We start from the raw sequence: 17,023 nt of genomic DNA, 5'->3' as shown, positions 1-17,023 counted from the left end.
GTGAGGTGAACTATGAAAGCTGCCGTACTCAAATCCTTCGGCTCGCCGCTGGCGATCGAGAATGCTCCAGAGCCGGTGCTCGGCACCGGCGAGATCATCGTCGATATCGTCGCCACACGCGTGCTGTCCTACATGAACGAGGTGTTCAGCGGCGAGCGCAACTATGCACTCGACCTGCCGATCATCCCGGGCCCTGGCGGCATCGGCCGGGTGCGCGCGATCGGACCGGACGCGACCAAGCTGAATGTCGGCGACTGGGTGTTCTGCGATCCGACGGTGCGCTCGCGCGACGGCGCCGTCGCACCCGACATCGCGCTGCAAGGACTGACCGCTGCCGGCGCCGGCGGCATGCGCCTGCAGAAGCATTTTCGCCACGGCTCGTTTGCCGAGCAGATGCGCCTGCCGACCGAGAACGTCAAACCCCTCGGCGCAATCACGTCCGAGCAAGCCACGCAATGGTGTGCCCTTGGGACACTGCTGGTGCCTTACGGCGGCTTCCTCGCGGCGAACCTGCAACCAGGCGAGACCGTGCTGGTGAGCGGGGCCACCGGCAATTTCGGCAGCGCCGCCGTCTCGGTCGCGCTCGCGATGGGCGCAGCCTGCGTGGTCGCACCCGGCCGCAACGAGGAGATCCTGGCCGACCTCGTCCGCCGCTTCGGCCCCCGCGTGAAGCCGGTGAAACTCACCGGCAACGAGGACGACGACCGCGAACGGATGAAGCGTGCAGCGCCCGGGCGGATCGACTGCGTGTTCGACATCATGCCGCCCTCGGTGAGCACCACCGTAGTCCGTGCGGCGGTGACGACCGTGCGCCCCTATGGACGCGTCGTGCTGATGGGCGGCGTCGGCATGGCGGGCGGCGCGGGCCTTGAGCTGCCCTACCCCTGGGTCATGCGCAACTGCATCAGCATTCACGGCGTATGGATGTATCCGCCGGATGCCGCGATCCGTCTGATCGCCTTGGTGCGGTCGGGGCTGCTGAGGCTCGATGAATACGAGACCACGGCCTTCGACCTCGACCATGCCAACGAAGCGGTCGCCCATGCCGCCGCCAACAGCGGGCCGTTCAAATTGACGGTGATCCGGCCCTGAGCACCGGGCGGCGGCCAAAGCGCCGTCGCCAATTTTTTTCGCCTGTCCAACCAAGCACTTGGCTACTGTGCATGGGGTTGTTTTCGCGTTCTATTCGAGCTCGACCACCTGGCCGTTCGACAGCGACACGCGCCGGTCCATGCGGCCGGCGAGCTCCATGTTGTGGGTCGCAATCAGCATCGAGACCTTGGTTGCCTTGACGAGCTGCATCAAGGCCTGGAAGACGTGATCCGCGGTGTGTGGATCGAGATTACCGGTCGGCTCGTCCGCAAACAGCACGCGCGGCGCATTGGCAACCGCGCGCGCGATCGCGACGCGCTGCTGCTCGCCGCCCGACAGCTCGGCCGGGCGATGGGTGATGCGGTCGCCGAGGCCGAGATAGCCGAGGATCTCCTTGGCGCGCTTGACGCTCTCGGATTTCTTGAGGCCGCGGATCATCTGCGGCATCATGACGTTCTCCAGCGCGGAGAACTCCGGCAGCAGCCGGTGTGACTGGTAGACGAAGCCGATATCGGTACGGCGCAGCTGCGTGCGCTCGATGTCGGGCAGCTGCGAGGTCGGTGCGCCCGAGACATAGACCTCGCCGGAATCGGGCGCCTCTAACAGCCCCGCGATGTGCAGCAGCGTCGACTTGCCCGAGCCGGACGGCGCCACCAGCGCGACCGATTGGCCGGCCCACAGCGCGAGCTTGGCGCCGTCGAGGATCGTCAGCGGCACCTCGCCCTGCAAGTACTGCCGCTTTATCTCGTGGAGATAAATGACCGGTACATCTTCAGCCCCCTGCTGCTGATCCATCAACCCCTCACTCGTACCGGAGCGCTTCGACGGGATCGAGGCGCGCGGCGCGCCACGACGGATACAGCGTCGCCAGGAACGACAGCGTCAGCGCCATGATGACGACGGCCGTGGTCTCGCCGACGTCGATCTCGGCGGGCAGCTTCGACAGGAAATAGAGCTCCGGCGAGAACAGCTCGGTGCTGGTGAGCCAGGACAGGAATTGCCTGATCGATTCAATGTTGAGGCAGATCACGAGGCCGACGAAGAAGCCGACCATCGTACCGACCACGCCGATCGAGGCGCCCGTGATCAGGAATATCCGCATGATCGATCCCTGCGAGGCACCCATCGTGCGCAGGATCGCGATGTCGCTGCCCTTGTCCTTCACCAGCATGATCAGGCCGGACACGATGTTGAGCGCCGCGACCAGCACGATCATGGTCAGGATCAGGAACATCACGTTGCGCTCGACCTGGAGCGCGTTGAAAAAGGTCGAGTTGCGCTGTCGCCAATCGACCAGGAACACCGGACGTCCGGCTGCCTCCGTCACCGCCTTGCGGAAGGCGTCGATCTTGTCGGGGTTTGTGGTGAATACCTCGATCGAGGTGACGTCGTTGCTGCGGTTGAAATAGGCCTGCGCTTCGGCCAGCGGCATGAACACGAAGCCGAGATCGTATTCGGACATGCCGATCTCGAACACCGCGGCGATCTTGTACGGTTTGATGCGCGGCGTCGTGCCCATCGGCGTGACCGCGCCCTTCGGCGCCACCAGCGTGATGCTGTCGCCGGCATGCAGCGACAGCTGGTCGGCGAGGCGCCGGCCGATCGCGACGCCCTGCCCGTCGTCAAAACCTTCGAGCGAGCCCTGCTTGATGTTCTTGGCGATCGAGGTGAGGTTGTTGAGGTCGTCGGAGCGGATGCCGCGAACCAGCACGCCCGAGGCGTTCCAAGGCGATGACGCCAGCGCCTGGCCATCGACCACGGGCGCGGCGAGCCGGATGCCTTGGACCTGGCTGAGGCGGTCGGCGACGTCCTTCCAGTCCGTCAGCGGCGATTCCAGCGGCTGCACCAGGATGTGGCCGTTCAGCCCCAGGATCTTGTCGAGCAGCTCTTTGCGGAAGCCGTTCATGACGGCCATGACGATGATCAGCGTCGCCACGCCGAGCATGATGCCGAGAAAGGAGAACCCGGCGATGACCGAGATGAATCCCTCCTTGCGGCGCGCCCGCAAATAGCGCCCCGACAGCATCCACTCGAATGGCGCAAAAGGCGCGGTCTGCACGGTCTCGGTCATGGTCTCATCCATCGCTCGATAATCCCATGATTCGGGGTCAATTGTGGCCGGATTGGCGGCCGCGATATCGCGCGATGAACAATATTCAGCCGACCCGCCTTATCAGCCCACAAGTCTTGCGACCGCGTCGGCAGGCGACATGGCCTCGCGGGAGCCGTCACTTCGCCGCTTGATCTCGACCTTGCCGTCGGCGAGCCCCTTCGGTCCGATCATGATCTGCCAGGGGATGCCGATGAGGTCGGCAGCGGCAAACTTGGCGCCGGCGCGCTGGTCGGTGTCGTCATAGAGCACGTCGACGCCCTTGGCGGTGAGCTCGGCATAGAGCTTCTCGCAGGCCGCATCGACCGCGGCGTCGCCCTGTTTCAGGTTGAGGATCGACACGCGGAACGGTGCCACCGCCTCCGGCCATTTGATGCCGGCGTCGTCATGGCAGGCCTCGATGATGGCACCTAACAGGCGCGAGACGCCGACGCCGTAGGAGCCGCCATGGATCGGCACGTCGACGCCGTCGGGGCCCGCAACCAGCGCCTTCATTGCGTCCGAATATTTGGTGCCGAAATAGAAAATCTGGCCGACCTCGATGCCGCGGGTGTTCACCCGCTTGTCCGCCGGCACCTCCTGCTCGAAGCGCGCGGCATCGTGCACGTCCTCGGTGGCAGCATAGACCGAGGTCCACTGTTTGATGATCGGGGTCAGGTCGCTCTCATAATCGACGTCCTCGCCGGGCACCGGCAGGTCCAGCACGTCGCGATTGATGAAGACGCCGGATTCGCCGGTCTCGGCCAGCACGATGAATTCGTGGCTGAGATCGCCGCCGATCGGGCCGGTCTCGGCCCTCATCGGGATTGCCTTCAGCCCCATGCGCGCGAAGGTGCGCAGGTAAGCCACGAACATCTTGTTGTAGGCAACACGCGCGGCGGCCTCGTTGAGGTCGAACGAATAGGCGTCCTTCATCAGGAACTCGCGGCCGCGCATCACGCCGAAACGCGGACGCTGCTCGTCGCGGAATTTCCATTGAATATGATAGAGATTCAGCGGCAGGCTCTTGTAGGACTTCACATAGGCGCGGAAGATCTCGGTGATCATTTCCTCGTTGGTCGGCCCGTACAGCAGCTCGCGCTTGTGACGGTCGGCGATGCGCAGCATCTCCGGACCATAGGCATCGTAGCGGCCGCTCTCGCGCCAGAGGTCGGCAAGCTGGAGCGTCGGCATCAACAGTTCCAGCGCGCCGGAGCGGTCCTGCTCCTCGCGCACGATCTGCTCGATCTTCTTCAGCACACGGAAGCCGAGCGGCAGCCAGGCATAGATGCCGGCCGCCTCCTGCCGGATCATGCCCGCCCGCAGCATCAGCCGATGCGAGACGATCTCCGCCTCTTTCGGATTTTCCTTCAGGATGGGCAGAAAGAACCGCGACAACCGCATGGCAATACTCTGGGAATCAGTGACCGCTTGCAGTGAAACCGGATTGAGAGCGAAAACACAAGACCGGGAATGAGGAAAAGCCGCTAAGGCAGCGGAATTCCTGTCATTTTTCCGTCGGACCGACTTCAGCTGTGCGTTACGGCAACGTGACGTCGAGTTCATCTTCCAGCGTGATTTGCTCGAAGTCGCTCACCAGCGCATCGATCCGCAGGTGCCAACGGCCAGCAAAGGGAAGCTCCACCTTGCGCACGTGCCAGTAGCCGTCCGGCCCTGGCGAGGCCTTCCACTCCATCGGCTCGATGCCGCGTTCGGGCAGGCTGAGGGTCAACGTCGCCTCCTTGGCCGCCAGCTGCGTCCCCTCGCCGGTCATGAGCTGAAGCACGAAATCGTCGAGCCCCGCCTTGCCCGGAGAGACCAGGACCTGGAACATCGCCTTGTCGCCGTGGATGTGGATCGCCAAAGGCGTCTCGGGAGCCACCGTCCGCGGCGGCGGCGTGAAGCGCCAGCCGGCCACGAGGGCGAAGATGGCAAGCGCGATGGCGCATTCGAGCAGGATCGAGCGCTTGAGGGCCGGCGCCGCCGTTTCCCCTCGCGCCAGGGCCGGTGTCAGCCGGAATCGATTGAGCGCGGCAAGCCCTAGCAGCGCGGTGGCCAGCGTGAGCTTCGCCGCGAGGATGACGCCGTAACGCGTCTCGACCAGCGCGGACGGCTTCTCGAGTTGGACGATCGCGAGCCCAAGGCCCGTCAATGCGAGCCCGCCGACGGCCGCCGTGGCGATGCGGGAAAAGCGGTTCACGACGGGCAACGTCGCGCTCGTCGGCTTTGACGCAAGCGCGCCAAGCGGCGCGAGAGCGCCGATCCAGAAGGCGACGGCAAGGCCATGGAGGAACAGGGCCGGCCGCGTCAACATCTCCGGTGGTGCGGTGGCGGCGTGTCCGGTCATGGCGAGCGACAGGCCGACGCCAATGAATGCGATGATCGCAAAAGCGCGCGCGTACCACGTGCCGTACAGCGCGATCACCGCGAGCAGCATCGCGGCCATCGCGACGAGCAGCGCCGGACCGGCGCTGGTTGCAAATGCGACCTTCCAGGGCGCGGCCGTCGCGAGACCTGTCAGCGGCACGCCGAGGAGATCGAGGCCCAACGCGCCGAGAGAGACGGCGGCGCTCGGAAGGCCGAGGGCGAGCGCCAGGCGCGGGACACGCATGCCGGTCATCGACCACGCAACCCAACGCGCGAAGAACACGCCGCCGACGCCGACGAACAACCCGACATAAAGGCCAACCCGCGCCAGCCAGATCAGCGCATTCAACCCGCCATCCACAGCGGCCGCAGGCTTCGTCGGCGTCGGCATGCCGGTCGAAAAGGTCACCGATCCCGCGATGGGATGGCCGTCCTGCGAGATCACGCGATAGCTGACGATCGCGGTCCCCTCAGGCAGATCCGCCGGCATCGCGACGGAAATTGTCTGGCCCGATGCACTGACACCTGTATCGTCCCGCGCCCTGCCCGCACCGTCGATCAGCCGGATCGCGCCGGGCGTCACCGTCTCGTTGAAGCGCAACTCCACCGAATTGGGCGCGGTCTTGAGCATGCTGCCGCTCGCCGGCTCGACCGAGATCAGCGCGGCGTGCGCCCACGCCGCGCTTGCGAAGCCGGCAGCGAGGAGCAGCGTCGAAAGCGCGGCGAGCAGGCGCATCAGGGTTTTGGCAACAGTTTGACACCCGGCGCCGGCGACTTGCTCCCGGACTTGCCCCCATGTGAATGCCCTGCCCCATCGGTTGGGATCTCGATCCAGCGGCTGACGCCGGTCTCGCATTCCTGCACGACGGGGAAGTACAGAATCGTGTTCGCCTTCAGGCTGTCGCTAAGGAACGTGCTAACGACGAACTCGTCATAGTTCTTGTCCGGCAGCTTGCCGCCGGACCACGCCACCTCCTTGACGCCGGAGGAGAGCTTGTTGCCGTGATAGTCATATTCACTGGCATATTTGCCCTCGACGACGTCGACATTCCAGCCCGCCTTCGGCATCGGCTTCACTGCGATCACCCCTTCCGGGATCTGAACGCGGATCTTCACCGTCGGCGAGCCCGAGCAGCCGTGCGGGACAGTGAACACGGCCTTGTACGACGCGCCGACCGTTGCTTGCTTGGTCTCGATCGACACGTGCGCCGCCGCCGGCGAGGCGGCGAGCGCGGAAATCAGGAACACGCATGATCGCTTCATGTTCGGCCTCCCGAGAGCGCAGATCATTCTCATTTCATTTTCATTCCCGAATGATCCGGCATTTTCTTCACGTCCATATGACCCGAATGCCCGGCATCGCCAGGCGCCTGCGCACCGACGCCCTGAACGTCGAGGGAAACGGCGACTTTGCCGGCCTTCTCGAATTGCAGCGTCACTGGCACCTTGCCGCCCTGCTTGAACGGGCCCTTGAGCTCCTGCAGCATCAAATGACTACCACCGGGCGCGAGCTTCACCGTCTTGCCGGGATCAATCGCGACCCCCTTGTCGAGCGGGCGCATCTTCATGACGCCATTGTCCATTGCCATCTCATGAATCTCGGCCTTGCCTGCGATATCGGCGGAGACGCTGACCAGCCTGTCCGCTGCCGTCCCCTTGTTCTCGATGGTCAGATAGCCGCCGGCGACCTTCGCGCCGCCTGGCGTCGCGCGGCTCCACGCTTGCGAGATCACGAGATCGCCGGCCTTGACGTCGTCCGCGAATGCGCCCGCGCTGCCGTTCAGCAAAATGGCGATTGCGAAAAGTGTTTGCCGGGTCTTGCTCATTTTGGTTCCCTCATGGTTGATGTAACCGAACGCGTAAGGTCGTGGTTGTTTCAGCGAACCCGCAGCACTTACCATCGATACCTCATTCCAGTGTAAACTGCCCGTCCTGTTCCAGGCTCGAACAAAGTCGACGCAGCAGTCGCACGATCGATGATGCTGGCGCTCGCAATATAAGTCCGGTTGGTGAGGTTACGGCCCTCGATATAAGCGGAGAACGGACCGCCATTGTCAAAACCGGCCTTCAGTCCCAACAATGCATAAGGCTCTGTCGTCAGCGTATTCATGCTGTCAACGAAATAGGCCTTCGGCACCCATTCGACGTTAGGTCCGATATAGAGGCCCGTCGGATGCTTGTAGAGCAATTCAGCGCGCAAATAGTGACGCGGCGCTCCAGGCAACTGATTGTTGCCGAACATCGCATCATTGTCGAAGCGAAAGTCGTTATAGGTGTACGCCAAATTGAGCCACACCTTGTCCGGCGCGCTTCCCGTCACGAAGATATCGCGGAAGATCGCGGCCCCTCCGCCGGCTTCGATGCCCTGGTGGATGGTCCGATCTGCATTGGTCACGTTGCAATTGCCGAAGGCGCTATAGAGGCATAGCAGTTCGTCGCGGATATTGGCGCGATAGGCCGTCAGCTCCCACGAGTAGTCCGGCCGCCGCATGCGCGTCCCGATCTCGTAGGTCGTCGCGATCTGGGGGCGGATGCTGGTGAACGGGATCGTCGGAATGAGCGGCCCAATTGAACTCTCGCCGAAGCTCGGCACTTCGGCGCTGCGCGATACGTTGGCGAAAGCCTGCCATGTCGGATCGATTTGCCACAGCAAGCCCGCTTTCGGCGACCACAGATTGAAGCGAGTTGCCCCCGATTGATCGCCATCGCTGAGAAAACGGTCCTGCCGGCTTCGAGTTGCATAGAGAAACTGCGTCCCGGCGATCGCAGCAACACTGGGAAGGAAGTAGAAGCTGTCTTCGACGTAGACTGACGTGTTCTTCGAACGATCGACCGACGATGAGAGCAGAGCTCCCTTTTGTCCAGCAATGTTGGCGAATTGCTGATTGTCGATGCTGCCATCCAGTACGTTGACACCCGCGACCAGCCTGTTGCGGAAGCCGCCGATGAAGCGGTCGTCGGTAACTTTCGCGAAGCCCCCGTAATCCCTGTAGCGATAGTCGAGCCACTGGAAAATCGGATGCATCAGATGGCGATCGACGCCGAAGGCGCCGAATTCAACCTTGGTCTCGTCGAAACGGATCGTCGTCTTGTTTGCGAGCCTGACCGTGTCGATATTGCGCTGCTGATCCATAGCAATATTTGCCGGAGCTGCAGCTTCGGGATTGGTCAGCGCAGACCCCTTGGTGACGGTGCCGGGAATGCGTTGCCGCACCTCGTTGGCATTGAGATAGAAGCGCGTCTCGAAATCCGGCGAAAACTGATAGCCGGCATTGGCGCTAACACGGTTGCTTGAGCCAAAGCTGTGGTCTCGAAAACCATCTGCGGCTTGCGTGGAGGCTGTCACCAAGCCGTCCCAAGGACCGTTCGCTCCGCCCGCGTTGGCCTGGATCCGCTTGTATCCAAAGCCTCCAACATCGACGGATACTCCGTTGGCGAACCGATCGCGGCCGCTCGGCGTCACGAAATTGATCGCTCCACCAAGCGAGTTCGCTCCGAACTGGAGCGCGTTCCCGCCCTTGTAGACCTCAACGTACTTGTAGGCGGTTAGGTCGATCTCCTGGAAATCGCCATAACCGTCCGCTGTGTTGATCGGGATGCCGTCCATATAAAGCTGCACGCCGCGCAGATGGAAGTTGCGCGACAGCCCGGAGCCACGGATCGAGAGCCGGGTGTCGTCGCCCCATTTGGGCTGGGCGAAGACGCCAGGGACGTAGTCAAGAACGTCCTTGATTGTGCTCACGGGGGTGGAATTCCGGTAAGCCTCGACTGTCACCAGCGCCACGCCGCCGGGTGTCTGGTTGATTTCCGCAAGGGCTTGCTGCGCCGTCAGAACGGTCAATGCGCCTGGACCGCTTGCGCCCTCCCCCTGCGGAGGCGCCGCTTGCTGCGGAGCGGCGCTACGCGCGCGCGTGGGTCGCACGGCAGTCCGCTGCGGGCGGGCCGGCGCCGCGCGCTTGTGCCGTGGCGCGTCCACGATCACCGGAGGAAGTTCGCGCCGACTTTCCTGCGCATCGGCAAGCTGTGGCAGGGAGAGAGCAGAGAGAGAAGCAAGCACGATTGCGCGCGCGGAAGCGTTTTGGAACAAACCAAGACGAGACATGTGACAATTCCTGATGCCGGCACGAGTGCCGGCGCATTGCGAATCCCGGTGCAGCCGCCGCCGCCGGGCAGATTTGTCGCTAGATCAGGAAAATTGAGGCGGTGCGCGGGCCTGGGCGCTTGAGCCCTTCCGGCCTGCAACGGCGGGACCTTCCGCGACTCGCCACACCACCGGTTCGGCGTGGGGGAAGAGAATCGGCAGTGCCGCGTGCGTCGGCGAATCGAGCGACGCGTTGGCCTGGGACAGGCAACACAGAGCGCAGGCGCCGGAATGCGCGATCGGCGCACCGGTCTGGTCGCTCAGTCCGCCTTGATCGCTCGCACTATGGCAGATGACGCCGGCTGACAGCGGGTCGGCGACGGCGAGGCCAGTCGCCCAGCATGCGGCAATCGGCGCCAGCACCTGCATCGCCAGGGCGAGCAGGACCAGGGGTAGGAATTTCTGTAGCCGTGCGCGCATCCGCCGAACCATTCGTTCGTCTGCTAACTAAACACCCGGCCGGCCCCAAGTCGAGGTCAGTTCCGCCGCCTTCTTGGCCCGGCGCAAATTTGGTCGGGAACCGTGCCCAGAGTACCCACCCGCGGGACCGGGGTGAGGATTTTGAGGCGTGTCCAGTGGCCTCGCCGCCCAAATATTCTGATATCCGTCATATACTTGCGGCAAAAAGCCCGATCATTTCGCCAGTTGCCGGAATTTTGAACATTCGTTGCTGAAAATGATGACAAGTGAGAAAAGTTGATCTAGCATCCCTCTTGCTCAGGCTGGCCGTGAGGTCGAAGTCTGGTGGTCCAAGTCTCGGGAGGAGCCCCTGGCGCGCAAAACGCAGCGTCGCCCCGTCAATCAAGAGCAAATCTTAGAATCGGGGATAATAGGGTCGACACAATTTTCGAGCGGGGCTAGGGCCCCGCTCTTTTTTTGTCCGCGAGGCTGAAGCGTCGATGAAGGCTTCGTCAAATCCGATCGAAATCAGCTTCGAACTCGCGGCCTCGCGCTGCGCGGATCTCACGCCCCTCGTCTACCAACGCCTGTTCGCCGCGCATCCCGAAACGCAAGCGATGTTCCGCTCGGAGGGCAGTGACCTCGTGAAAGGGTCGATGCTCGCGCTGACGATCGAGGCCATCCTTGATTTCGCCGGGATGCGCCATGGGCGTTTCCGGCTGATTGCCTGCGAGGTCGCCTCCCACGATGCCTATGGCACGCCGCGCCAGCTGTTCACCGCCTTCTTCGTTATCATCAGGGATACGCTGCGCGATTTGCTCGGCGATGAATGGTCAACCGAGATCGCGCAGGCTTGGGACACATTGCTCGTGGACATCGACGCACTCACCGGCGCGACCGGCTGACGCTTTGCGGTGCACCAACGGTGGCTCGCTGCGATGGCGTGCGCGATTGCAGATTGAGTGGCATCAACTCTTGTGAGACACTTTCAACATCGGTCGCGCAATCAATGACGCGCCGACGATAAAATATATGGGAGCGAGCGATGTCCGGGACAAAAGATTTCTCGACGACCAGGCGCGATCTTCTTCAGGCGGCGGCCGCCGCCGGCGCCGGAGCTGCCCTCTTCGGCAGCATGGGCATAAATCCAGCACTGGCCGCCGAAGTCGGACGCAGCGAGAAGCCGCTGAAGGCGGCGTTCTCCAATGCGGGCCTCCAGGCAACCTGGTGCGCACAGGGCAAGCAGGCCGCCGAATTCTGGGGCAAGCTTTTCAACGTCGAGGTCACCTGGTTCGATGGCCAGCTCGACGCCGTGAAGCAGCGAGCGGCGATCGACAACATGGCTTCGCAGAAATGGGATTTCGTCGCGATCCAGGCCTTCGGCATCGGCACCCTCACCCAGCCCGTGCAGAAGATGATCGACGCCGGCACGCCGGTGATCGACATGGACACGCTGATCGCACCGCTCGACCAGATCAACGTGCACTCCTTCCTTGCTCCCGACAACGAGTTCATGGGCGCCTCGGTGACGCAGGCGCTGTGCAACGCCATGGGGGGCAAGGGCAAGATCATCATGACGCAGGGCGCGCTCGGCCACACCGGCGCGCAAGGACGGGCCAAGGGCTTCAACAATGTCGTGAAGCAATTCCCGGGGATCGAGGTGCTCGACACCCAGCCGGCTGACTGGGACGTCTCCAAGACGGCGCGCCTGTGGGAAACCTACCTCACGAAATATCCGCAGATCGATGCGGCGTTCTTCCACAATGACGACATGGCGCTCGCCGCCGCCAACATCATGAAGGCGCGGGGCCGCACGAACATCCTGATCGGCGGCGTGGACGCCATGCCGCCGGCGATCCAGGCGGTGAGTGAAGGCCGCATGTTCGCGACCGTCCGTAATCCTTCCTGCCGCATCCATGGCGGCGCCATCATCGCGGGCGTCTCAGCCGTGGTGGGCGGCGAGAAGAGCGGACAGGGCATTCCCAAAAACGTCGTCACCGACGGCCCGGTCGTGACCAAGGCCAACGCCGCAGGAATGCAGTGGATGCAGGATCACTTCCTGATCTGAGCCTCCAAGATCTGAACTTTCATGCCCGAGGTGCGCTCGCCCATCCTTGAACTGCAGGGCATCACGAAGAGCTTCGGCGGCGTCGAAGCGCTTCGTGGTGTCGATTTCGCGCTTCTTCCCGGCGAGATCCACGGTCTCGTCGGCGAGAACGGCGCCGGAAAAAGCACGCTGATGAAGATCATCGCCGGCGTGCACACCGAATTCTCCGGCCGCTTCCTGATCAACGGCGCGGAGACCCATTTCCGCTCGGCCCGCGACGCCCACAGTGCCGGCATCGCCATGGTGCATCAGGAACTCTCCGTCGCGCCCGACCTCACGGTCGCCGAGAACGTTTTCCTCGGCAACCAGCCGACCAACCGTCTTGGCCTCGTGCAATGGCGACGCATGGCCCGCGAGGCCGGCGAGCAGCTCGCCCGCTTCGGTATCGACGTCGATCCGATGAGCAGGCTCGGCGACCTGCCCATCGGGCTGCAGCAATTGATAGAGATCGCCCGCGTACTGTTCTCCGGCGCCCGCATCGTCATCCTGGACGAGCCGACCTCGGCCCTCTCCCCGCCCGAGGTCGAGCGGTTGTTCACAACGCTCCGGCGCCTGCGCGAGCAAGGCACTGCCATCGTCTTCATCTCGCATTTCATCGAAGACATCCTGCGCGTCTCCGACACCGTGACCGTGTTCCGCAACGGACGGAAGGTCGCGGAGACCGCGAGCGCTGCGACCAGCAAGGGCGCGCTGATCGAGGCCATGATCGGCCGCGGCGGCGAGGCGCTCGAGCACAGCTATACCGACGATCTGATGTTGCCACAGCCGAGCGGCAGTTCAGTGATCCTGAAGGTCGACCAGCTGTCCCTCGCCCGCAGTCTTCAGGACGTCTCGTTCGAGGCGCGCGCCGGCGAGGTGCTCGGCATCTACGGCTTCATGGGCTGCGGCCAGCAGGAGCTGTCGCGCATCCTGTTCGGCAAGCTGAAGCCGGACAGCGGCACGCTCGCGGTGGATGGCAAGCCAAAGACCTTTGCCAGCACGGCGGCGGCACGCCGTGCCGGCGTGGCGCTGGTGCCGGAGAGCCGGCGCGACATGCTGTTTCACCAGGAGCCGGTCTACAAGAACATCTCGATCAGCATTTTGGACCGCATCTCGGCCCTGCTGCTGAAGCCGGCGCAGGAGCGCGACATCGCGCAGCGCCAGGTCAAGCAGCTGCAGATCAGGCCGCCGGTGGTCGGCCTCGACCTCGGCATGCTCTCCGGCGGCAACCAGCAGAAGGTCGCGCTGGCGAAATGGCTGACCTATCCGCCCAAGCTTCTAGTGCTGTGCGAGCCCACCCGCGGCATGGATGTCGGCGCCAAGAACGACGTCATCAACATCGTCCGGGACCTCCGCACCAAGGGTCTTGCGATCATCGTGCTATCGACCGAGCCGGAAACGGTGCTGTCGCTGGCCGACCGCATCCTCGTGCTCAAGCGCGGCGCGGTGGTACGGGAATTCAGGAATGAGCCGGTCAGCAAGGACCGCCTGCTGGAAGCGGCGTGACGGAGAAGCACATGACGAGCAGTGAAGCGGCACCAGTGGCGGGTCAGCGGGCGCGCGGGCTCGCGCCCTTCCTGCGCTCGCAGATGCGCAACATCGCCCCGTTCCTCACCCTGATCTTCCTGTCCGGATTCTTCGCGTTTGCCAGCCCCTCCTTCGCGACGCTGGACAATCTCGGCAACATCCTGACCCAGGTGTCGGTAACCGGCATCATCGCCGTCGGCCTCACCTTCGTGATCCTCTGCGCCGAGATCGACCTGTCGGTCGCCGGCATCGCCAACGTCACCGGCATCGCGGTGGCCTACTTCACGCTGCAGGACTCCTACGTCAACATCGCCAACATCCCCCTGCCCGGCGCGGTCGCGATCATCCTGTCGATCCTGCTCTGCGCTCTGCTCGGCCTCGTCAACGCGCTGGGGCTGACCGTGATCGGGATTCCCTCGTTCATCATGACGCTCGCCATGATGCAGATCGCCGCCGGCATCTCGGCGCTGCTGGTGCGCGGCCAGATCGCCTACAAGGTCCCGAGCCTGATCACGACGCTCGGCTCCGGCTCGATCGGCGGCATTCCCTGGATCGTCATCGTCGCCGCCCTCATGCTGCTCGGCGGCCATCTGGTGCTGACCTACACGCGCTTCGGCCGCTACGTCTACATGGTCGGGGGCAACCGCGAGGCGGCCGAATATTCCGGCCTCAACGTCAAGCTCATCCTTGGCGCGGTCATGGTGATCTCGGCGGTCTGCTCCGGCATCGGCGGCATGCTCGGCGTCGCCCATTTCGGCAGCGCGCAGCAGAACGAGTTCGACACCTATCTGCTCGACTCCATCGCCGCCGTCGTCGTCGGCGGCACCAGCCTGTTCGGCGGCCGCGGCGGCATTGGGAACACCATCGTCGGGCTTTTCGTTCTCGGTGTTCTCAACAACGGCCTCGACCACGTCAACATCGACAGCTTCCTGAAGATCCTGATCCGCGGCCTGATCCTGCTGGCAGCGCTGGTCATCAACGTCTACGCGCAGCGGCTGAGGGAAAAAGCGGCGGAGTAGACAGCCCTCAAAACAAAAAGCGCGAAAACAACCCCATGCACAGTAGAAACTGTGAGGGAGTTCAATCGCTTACGAGTCTACGATTGCGTGAGTGCGACCGCGCTGGCGGTTTGACTCGTCGGGCAAAACAGGAGCAGGATCTCATGATGGCGCTTGGCGTCGGTGGGCCAGGACGTTACCCCAAGCTCCGTCATTGCGAGCGCAGCGAAGCGATCCAGGCTGCCGCCACGGAAAGATTCTGGATTGCTTCGCTACGCTCGCAATGACGCTGTGACAGCGGGCGCGATCCAGGGCCATCTGTATCGCCGGGCATAAGAACGCGGCTTAGCTCTCCGACTTCTCTTCCAGCGCGAGCCGCGAGAACCGGAAATTGCAGTGGCTCGCGCCGCCCGCTAGCGTCTGTGTCCTTTCCAGGTGGATGCCTCGCGCTGCGTAGGCGACGAAATCGAGGCCGCAGATGTTCGGCAGAATGTCCTTGTCGCCATGGCGCGCAGCGAATTTGCAGAAGCCGCAGGCCTTGTAGTTGATCCCGAACTCGAAATTGTCGTTCGTATCAGGCTCAACGAAATCGTAGGCGAAATCTTCCGGAAACTCCTTCTGATGGCTGTCGGTCATGCTTGTGGCCGCCTGCTCGCGCAGCAAAGCCTGGTTCTCCGGCGACATGAATTGACGCCCCGCCGCGAGACGCTCCGCTTCAGGCGCGGTCAGCAATTGCGCCTTATAGGTTTCCCGCTCGATCTCGCCGACCACAGGCAGCGGCACGCCGTGCCGCCGCAGGACACGACTGATGGCCATGAAGCCCAAAAGACGCATGAAAAAATCGCTCATGCGACTGGCCGCGCCGCCGACATAGGGCATCTGTGTGAGCACGATCTCGAATTCGTCCATCACCTCCTGCCTGATCGCGCCGATCTCGGTGAGATGCGCGCGCTCGCGCAACATCGCATCGGCAAGGTCGAGCCGCTGGCGCATGGCTGCTTCCATCGTGCTCCGGTGCGTCTCGTAGAAGGGATGCATGTTTTCAGCCATTGGACACCTGATATGATTGGCTCATTCGCGAAGTCGGTTTCATTCCGCGGCGATCGCCTCGATTTCCAGCAACCATTTGCTGTCGACGGTCTCGACGATCACGACCGTTAGCGCGGGCTGGTGGTCCCCGAGCATCGCGCAGCGAACGCTACGGTTGGTCACGACTTGATTTCGGTCGGTCAGGAACGTGGTGACCTTGACCAGATGCTCGACGCCAAGGTCGGCGGCTGCGAGCACCTCGACGACATTGCGCCAGGCCTGCTCGCATTGCGCCTCGAAACCCTCGGGCACGGTGCCGTCGGATCTCTCGGGTACCTGGCCGCTGACGAACAGCAGGCGGCGGTGCTGCTTCAGTTCAAGTCCCAAGCTGTAACCACCGGCGGGAGCGTGGACCGTTGCGGGATTGTGGCTGACGATTTGGGCTGGCGACATAGAGTTTCTCCGGATTGCAGGCCGACCCTATGCCGCGACATCACTGCTTCGCAAAGCATTGTTGCTGCGGTTCAACGCAAGAAAATCTATTGCAAAACCGCGGCCCATCAGTGTCAAAATGGAATGCATGACCTACGCCCTTCCACCCCTCAACGCGCTCCGCGCCTTCGAGGCCGCCGCGCGGCACCTCAGCTTCAAGCTGGCGGCGCACGAGTTGCACGTGACGCCCGCCGCCGTGGGGCAGCAGGTGAAGGCGCTGGAGGCGCGCCTCGGCGTGCGCCTGTTCGAGCGGTTGCATAAGCAGCTCATCCTCACCGCGGCCGGTCAGGCCTATCTGCCCGGGGTCTCCGAGGGCTTTCGCCACATCGCGGAGGCCACCTCAGAGCTGAAGCCGGCAGGTGCGGTGCTGCTGCAATTGGGCGTTCATGGCAGCCTCGACCTGCGCCGCCTCGATCTGGCGGCGTTTCGCGGCGCGCATGCGGAGATCGGATTGCGGGTGCTGCAGCCCGCCGGCCTGCACGAATTGGTCGAGGGCAAGGTCGACCTGCTGATCGCCCGGGGTTTTGGCCATCATCCGGGCTATCGCTGCGACCGGGTCGATGCGGGGTCCGGCTTGGGCGATTGGCTGATCGCGCCTGAAGGCACCGCGGATTGCCCCGAGATTGCCAGTTTTCGCGATTGGCTGCGCACCTTGCCGGTTAAGTTCCCGCGCGCAAACCAACGCCGCCCGCGTCTGGTCGGCGGCGTCGGAAGTTGAGGCCACGAACTCGCAGGAATTCGGCGTCGAAGGCCCAACAGAGACGCTTGCGACATTGGGAACGACAAAATCTTGCCCGCAGCCG

General features: G+C 63.5%; 16 protein-coding genes. 6 read left to right on the top strand and 10 right to left on the bottom strand.

Features of this window, described 5'->3' with window-relative positions:
* The first annotated feature begins 12 nt into the window (after nt 1-12).
* On the top strand, nt 13-1,092 hold the full coding sequence (locus tag IVB28_RS14315) for a zinc-binding alcohol dehydrogenase family protein (protein WP_247527014.1): 1,080 nt from the start codon (nt 13-15) through the stop codon (nt 1,090-1,092).
* A gap of 90 nt (nt 1,093-1,182) precedes the next feature.
* Here IVB28_RS14315 and IVB28_RS14310 read toward each other — a convergent pair whose 3' ends face one another.
* The 8 genes from IVB28_RS14310 to IVB28_RS14275 form a co-directional block, all read right to left on the bottom strand.
* Nucleotides 1,183-1,887: an ABC transporter ATP-binding protein gene (locus IVB28_RS14310; protein ID WP_247527010.1), complete on the bottom strand. Its 705-nt coding sequence runs from the start codon at nt 1,885-1,887 to the stop codon at nt 1,183-1,185.
* 7 nt (nt 1,888-1,894) lie between these two features.
* A complete protein-coding gene (locus IVB28_RS14305; RefSeq protein WP_247527002.1) occupies nt 1,895-3,175 on the bottom strand; it encodes a lipoprotein-releasing ABC transporter permease subunit in 1,281 nt (426 codons plus the stop codon).
* Between the two features lie 90 nt (nt 3,176-3,265).
* Nucleotides 3,266-4,585 (bottom strand): proline--tRNA ligase, encoded by a 1,320-nt coding sequence (gene proS / locus IVB28_RS14300; protein ID WP_247526997.1) that lies wholly within the window; start codon nt 4,583-4,585, stop codon nt 3,266-3,268.
* Between the two features lie 136 nt (nt 4,586-4,721).
* Nucleotides 4,722-6,284, bottom strand: coding sequence for a CopD family protein (locus IVB28_RS14295; RefSeq protein WP_247526996.1), 1,563 nt, complete (start codon nt 6,282-6,284; stop codon nt 4,722-4,724).
* Nucleotides 6,284-6,811: a YcnI family protein gene (locus IVB28_RS14290; RefSeq protein ID WP_247526994.1), complete on the bottom strand. Its 528-nt coding sequence runs from the start codon at nt 6,809-6,811 to the stop codon at nt 6,284-6,286. The genes IVB28_RS14295 and IVB28_RS14290 overlap by 1 nt, the downstream gene beginning before the upstream one ends.
* Nucleotides 6,812-6,840: 29 nt before the next feature.
* Nucleotides 6,841-7,374: a copper chaperone PCu(A)C gene (locus tag IVB28_RS14285; protein ID WP_247526992.1), complete on the bottom strand. Its 534-nt coding sequence runs from the start codon at nt 7,372-7,374 to the stop codon at nt 6,841-6,843.
* A 68-nt stretch (nt 7,375-7,442) separates the two neighbouring features.
* A complete protein-coding gene (locus IVB28_RS14280) occupies nt 7,443-9,650 on the bottom strand; it encodes a TonB-dependent receptor (RefSeq protein WP_247526991.1) in 2,208 nt (735 codons plus the stop codon).
* A gap of 84 nt (nt 9,651-9,734) precedes the next feature.
* Nucleotides 9,735-10,121 (bottom strand): DUF2946 domain-containing protein, encoded by a 387-nt coding sequence (locus IVB28_RS14275; protein WP_247526989.1) that lies wholly within the window; start codon nt 10,119-10,121, stop codon nt 9,735-9,737.
* A gap of 467 nt (nt 10,122-10,588) precedes the next feature.
* Here IVB28_RS14275 and IVB28_RS14270 point away from each other — a divergent pair, with 467 nt between their 5' ends.
* The 4 genes from IVB28_RS14270 to IVB28_RS14255 all read left to right on the top strand — a co-directional run bounded on the left by IVB28_RS14270 (nt 10,589) and on the right by IVB28_RS14255 (nt 14,720).
* Nucleotides 10,589-10,993, top strand: coding sequence for a globin (locus IVB28_RS14270; RefSeq protein WP_247526987.1), 405 nt, complete (start codon nt 10,589-10,591; stop codon nt 10,991-10,993).
* 140 nt (nt 10,994-11,133) lie between these two features.
* On the top strand, nt 11,134-12,156 hold the full coding sequence (locus IVB28_RS14265; protein WP_247526983.1) for a sugar ABC transporter substrate-binding protein: 1,023 nt from the start codon (nt 11,134-11,136) through the stop codon (nt 12,154-12,156).
* A 21-nt stretch (nt 12,157-12,177) separates the two neighbouring features.
* The gene (locus tag IVB28_RS14260) at nt 12,178-13,680 is read left to right on the top strand and encodes a sugar ABC transporter ATP-binding protein (protein ID WP_247526981.1); all 1,503 of its coding nucleotides are present in this window, start codon (nt 12,178-12,180) and stop codon (nt 13,678-13,680) included.
* A gap of 11 nt (nt 13,681-13,691) precedes the next feature.
* A complete protein-coding gene (locus IVB28_RS14255) occupies nt 13,692-14,720 on the top strand; it encodes an ABC transporter permease (RefSeq protein ID WP_247526980.1) in 1,029 nt (342 codons plus the stop codon).
* Nucleotides 14,721-15,044: 324 nt separating this feature from the next.
* Here the strand turns inward: IVB28_RS14255 and IVB28_RS14250 are convergent, their stop codons facing one another.
* The gene (locus IVB28_RS14250; protein ID WP_247526979.1) at nt 15,045-15,749 is read right to left on the bottom strand and encodes an L-2-amino-thiazoline-4-carboxylic acid hydrolase; all 705 of its coding nucleotides are present in this window, start codon (nt 15,747-15,749) and stop codon (nt 15,045-15,047) included.
* 39 nt (nt 15,750-15,788) lie between these two features.
* On the bottom strand, nt 15,789-16,181 hold the full coding sequence (locus IVB28_RS14245; RefSeq protein ID WP_247526977.1) for a RidA family protein: 393 nt from the start codon (nt 16,179-16,181) through the stop codon (nt 15,789-15,791).
* A gap of 127 nt (nt 16,182-16,308) precedes the next feature.
* Between IVB28_RS14245 and IVB28_RS14240 the strand changes: the two genes are divergently transcribed.
* Nucleotides 16,309-16,938, top strand: coding sequence for a LysR family transcriptional regulator (locus IVB28_RS14240; RefSeq protein ID WP_247526975.1), 630 nt, complete (start codon nt 16,309-16,311; stop codon nt 16,936-16,938).
* The last annotated feature ends 85 nt before the right edge of the window (nt 16,939-17,023 follow it).

It is taken from the genome of Bradyrhizobium sp. 199, assembly GCF_023073355.1.
Lineage (GTDB): Bacteria > Pseudomonadota > Alphaproteobacteria > Rhizobiales > Xanthobacteraceae > Bradyrhizobium.
This window is presented reverse-complemented; position numbering and strand designations above follow the sequence as displayed.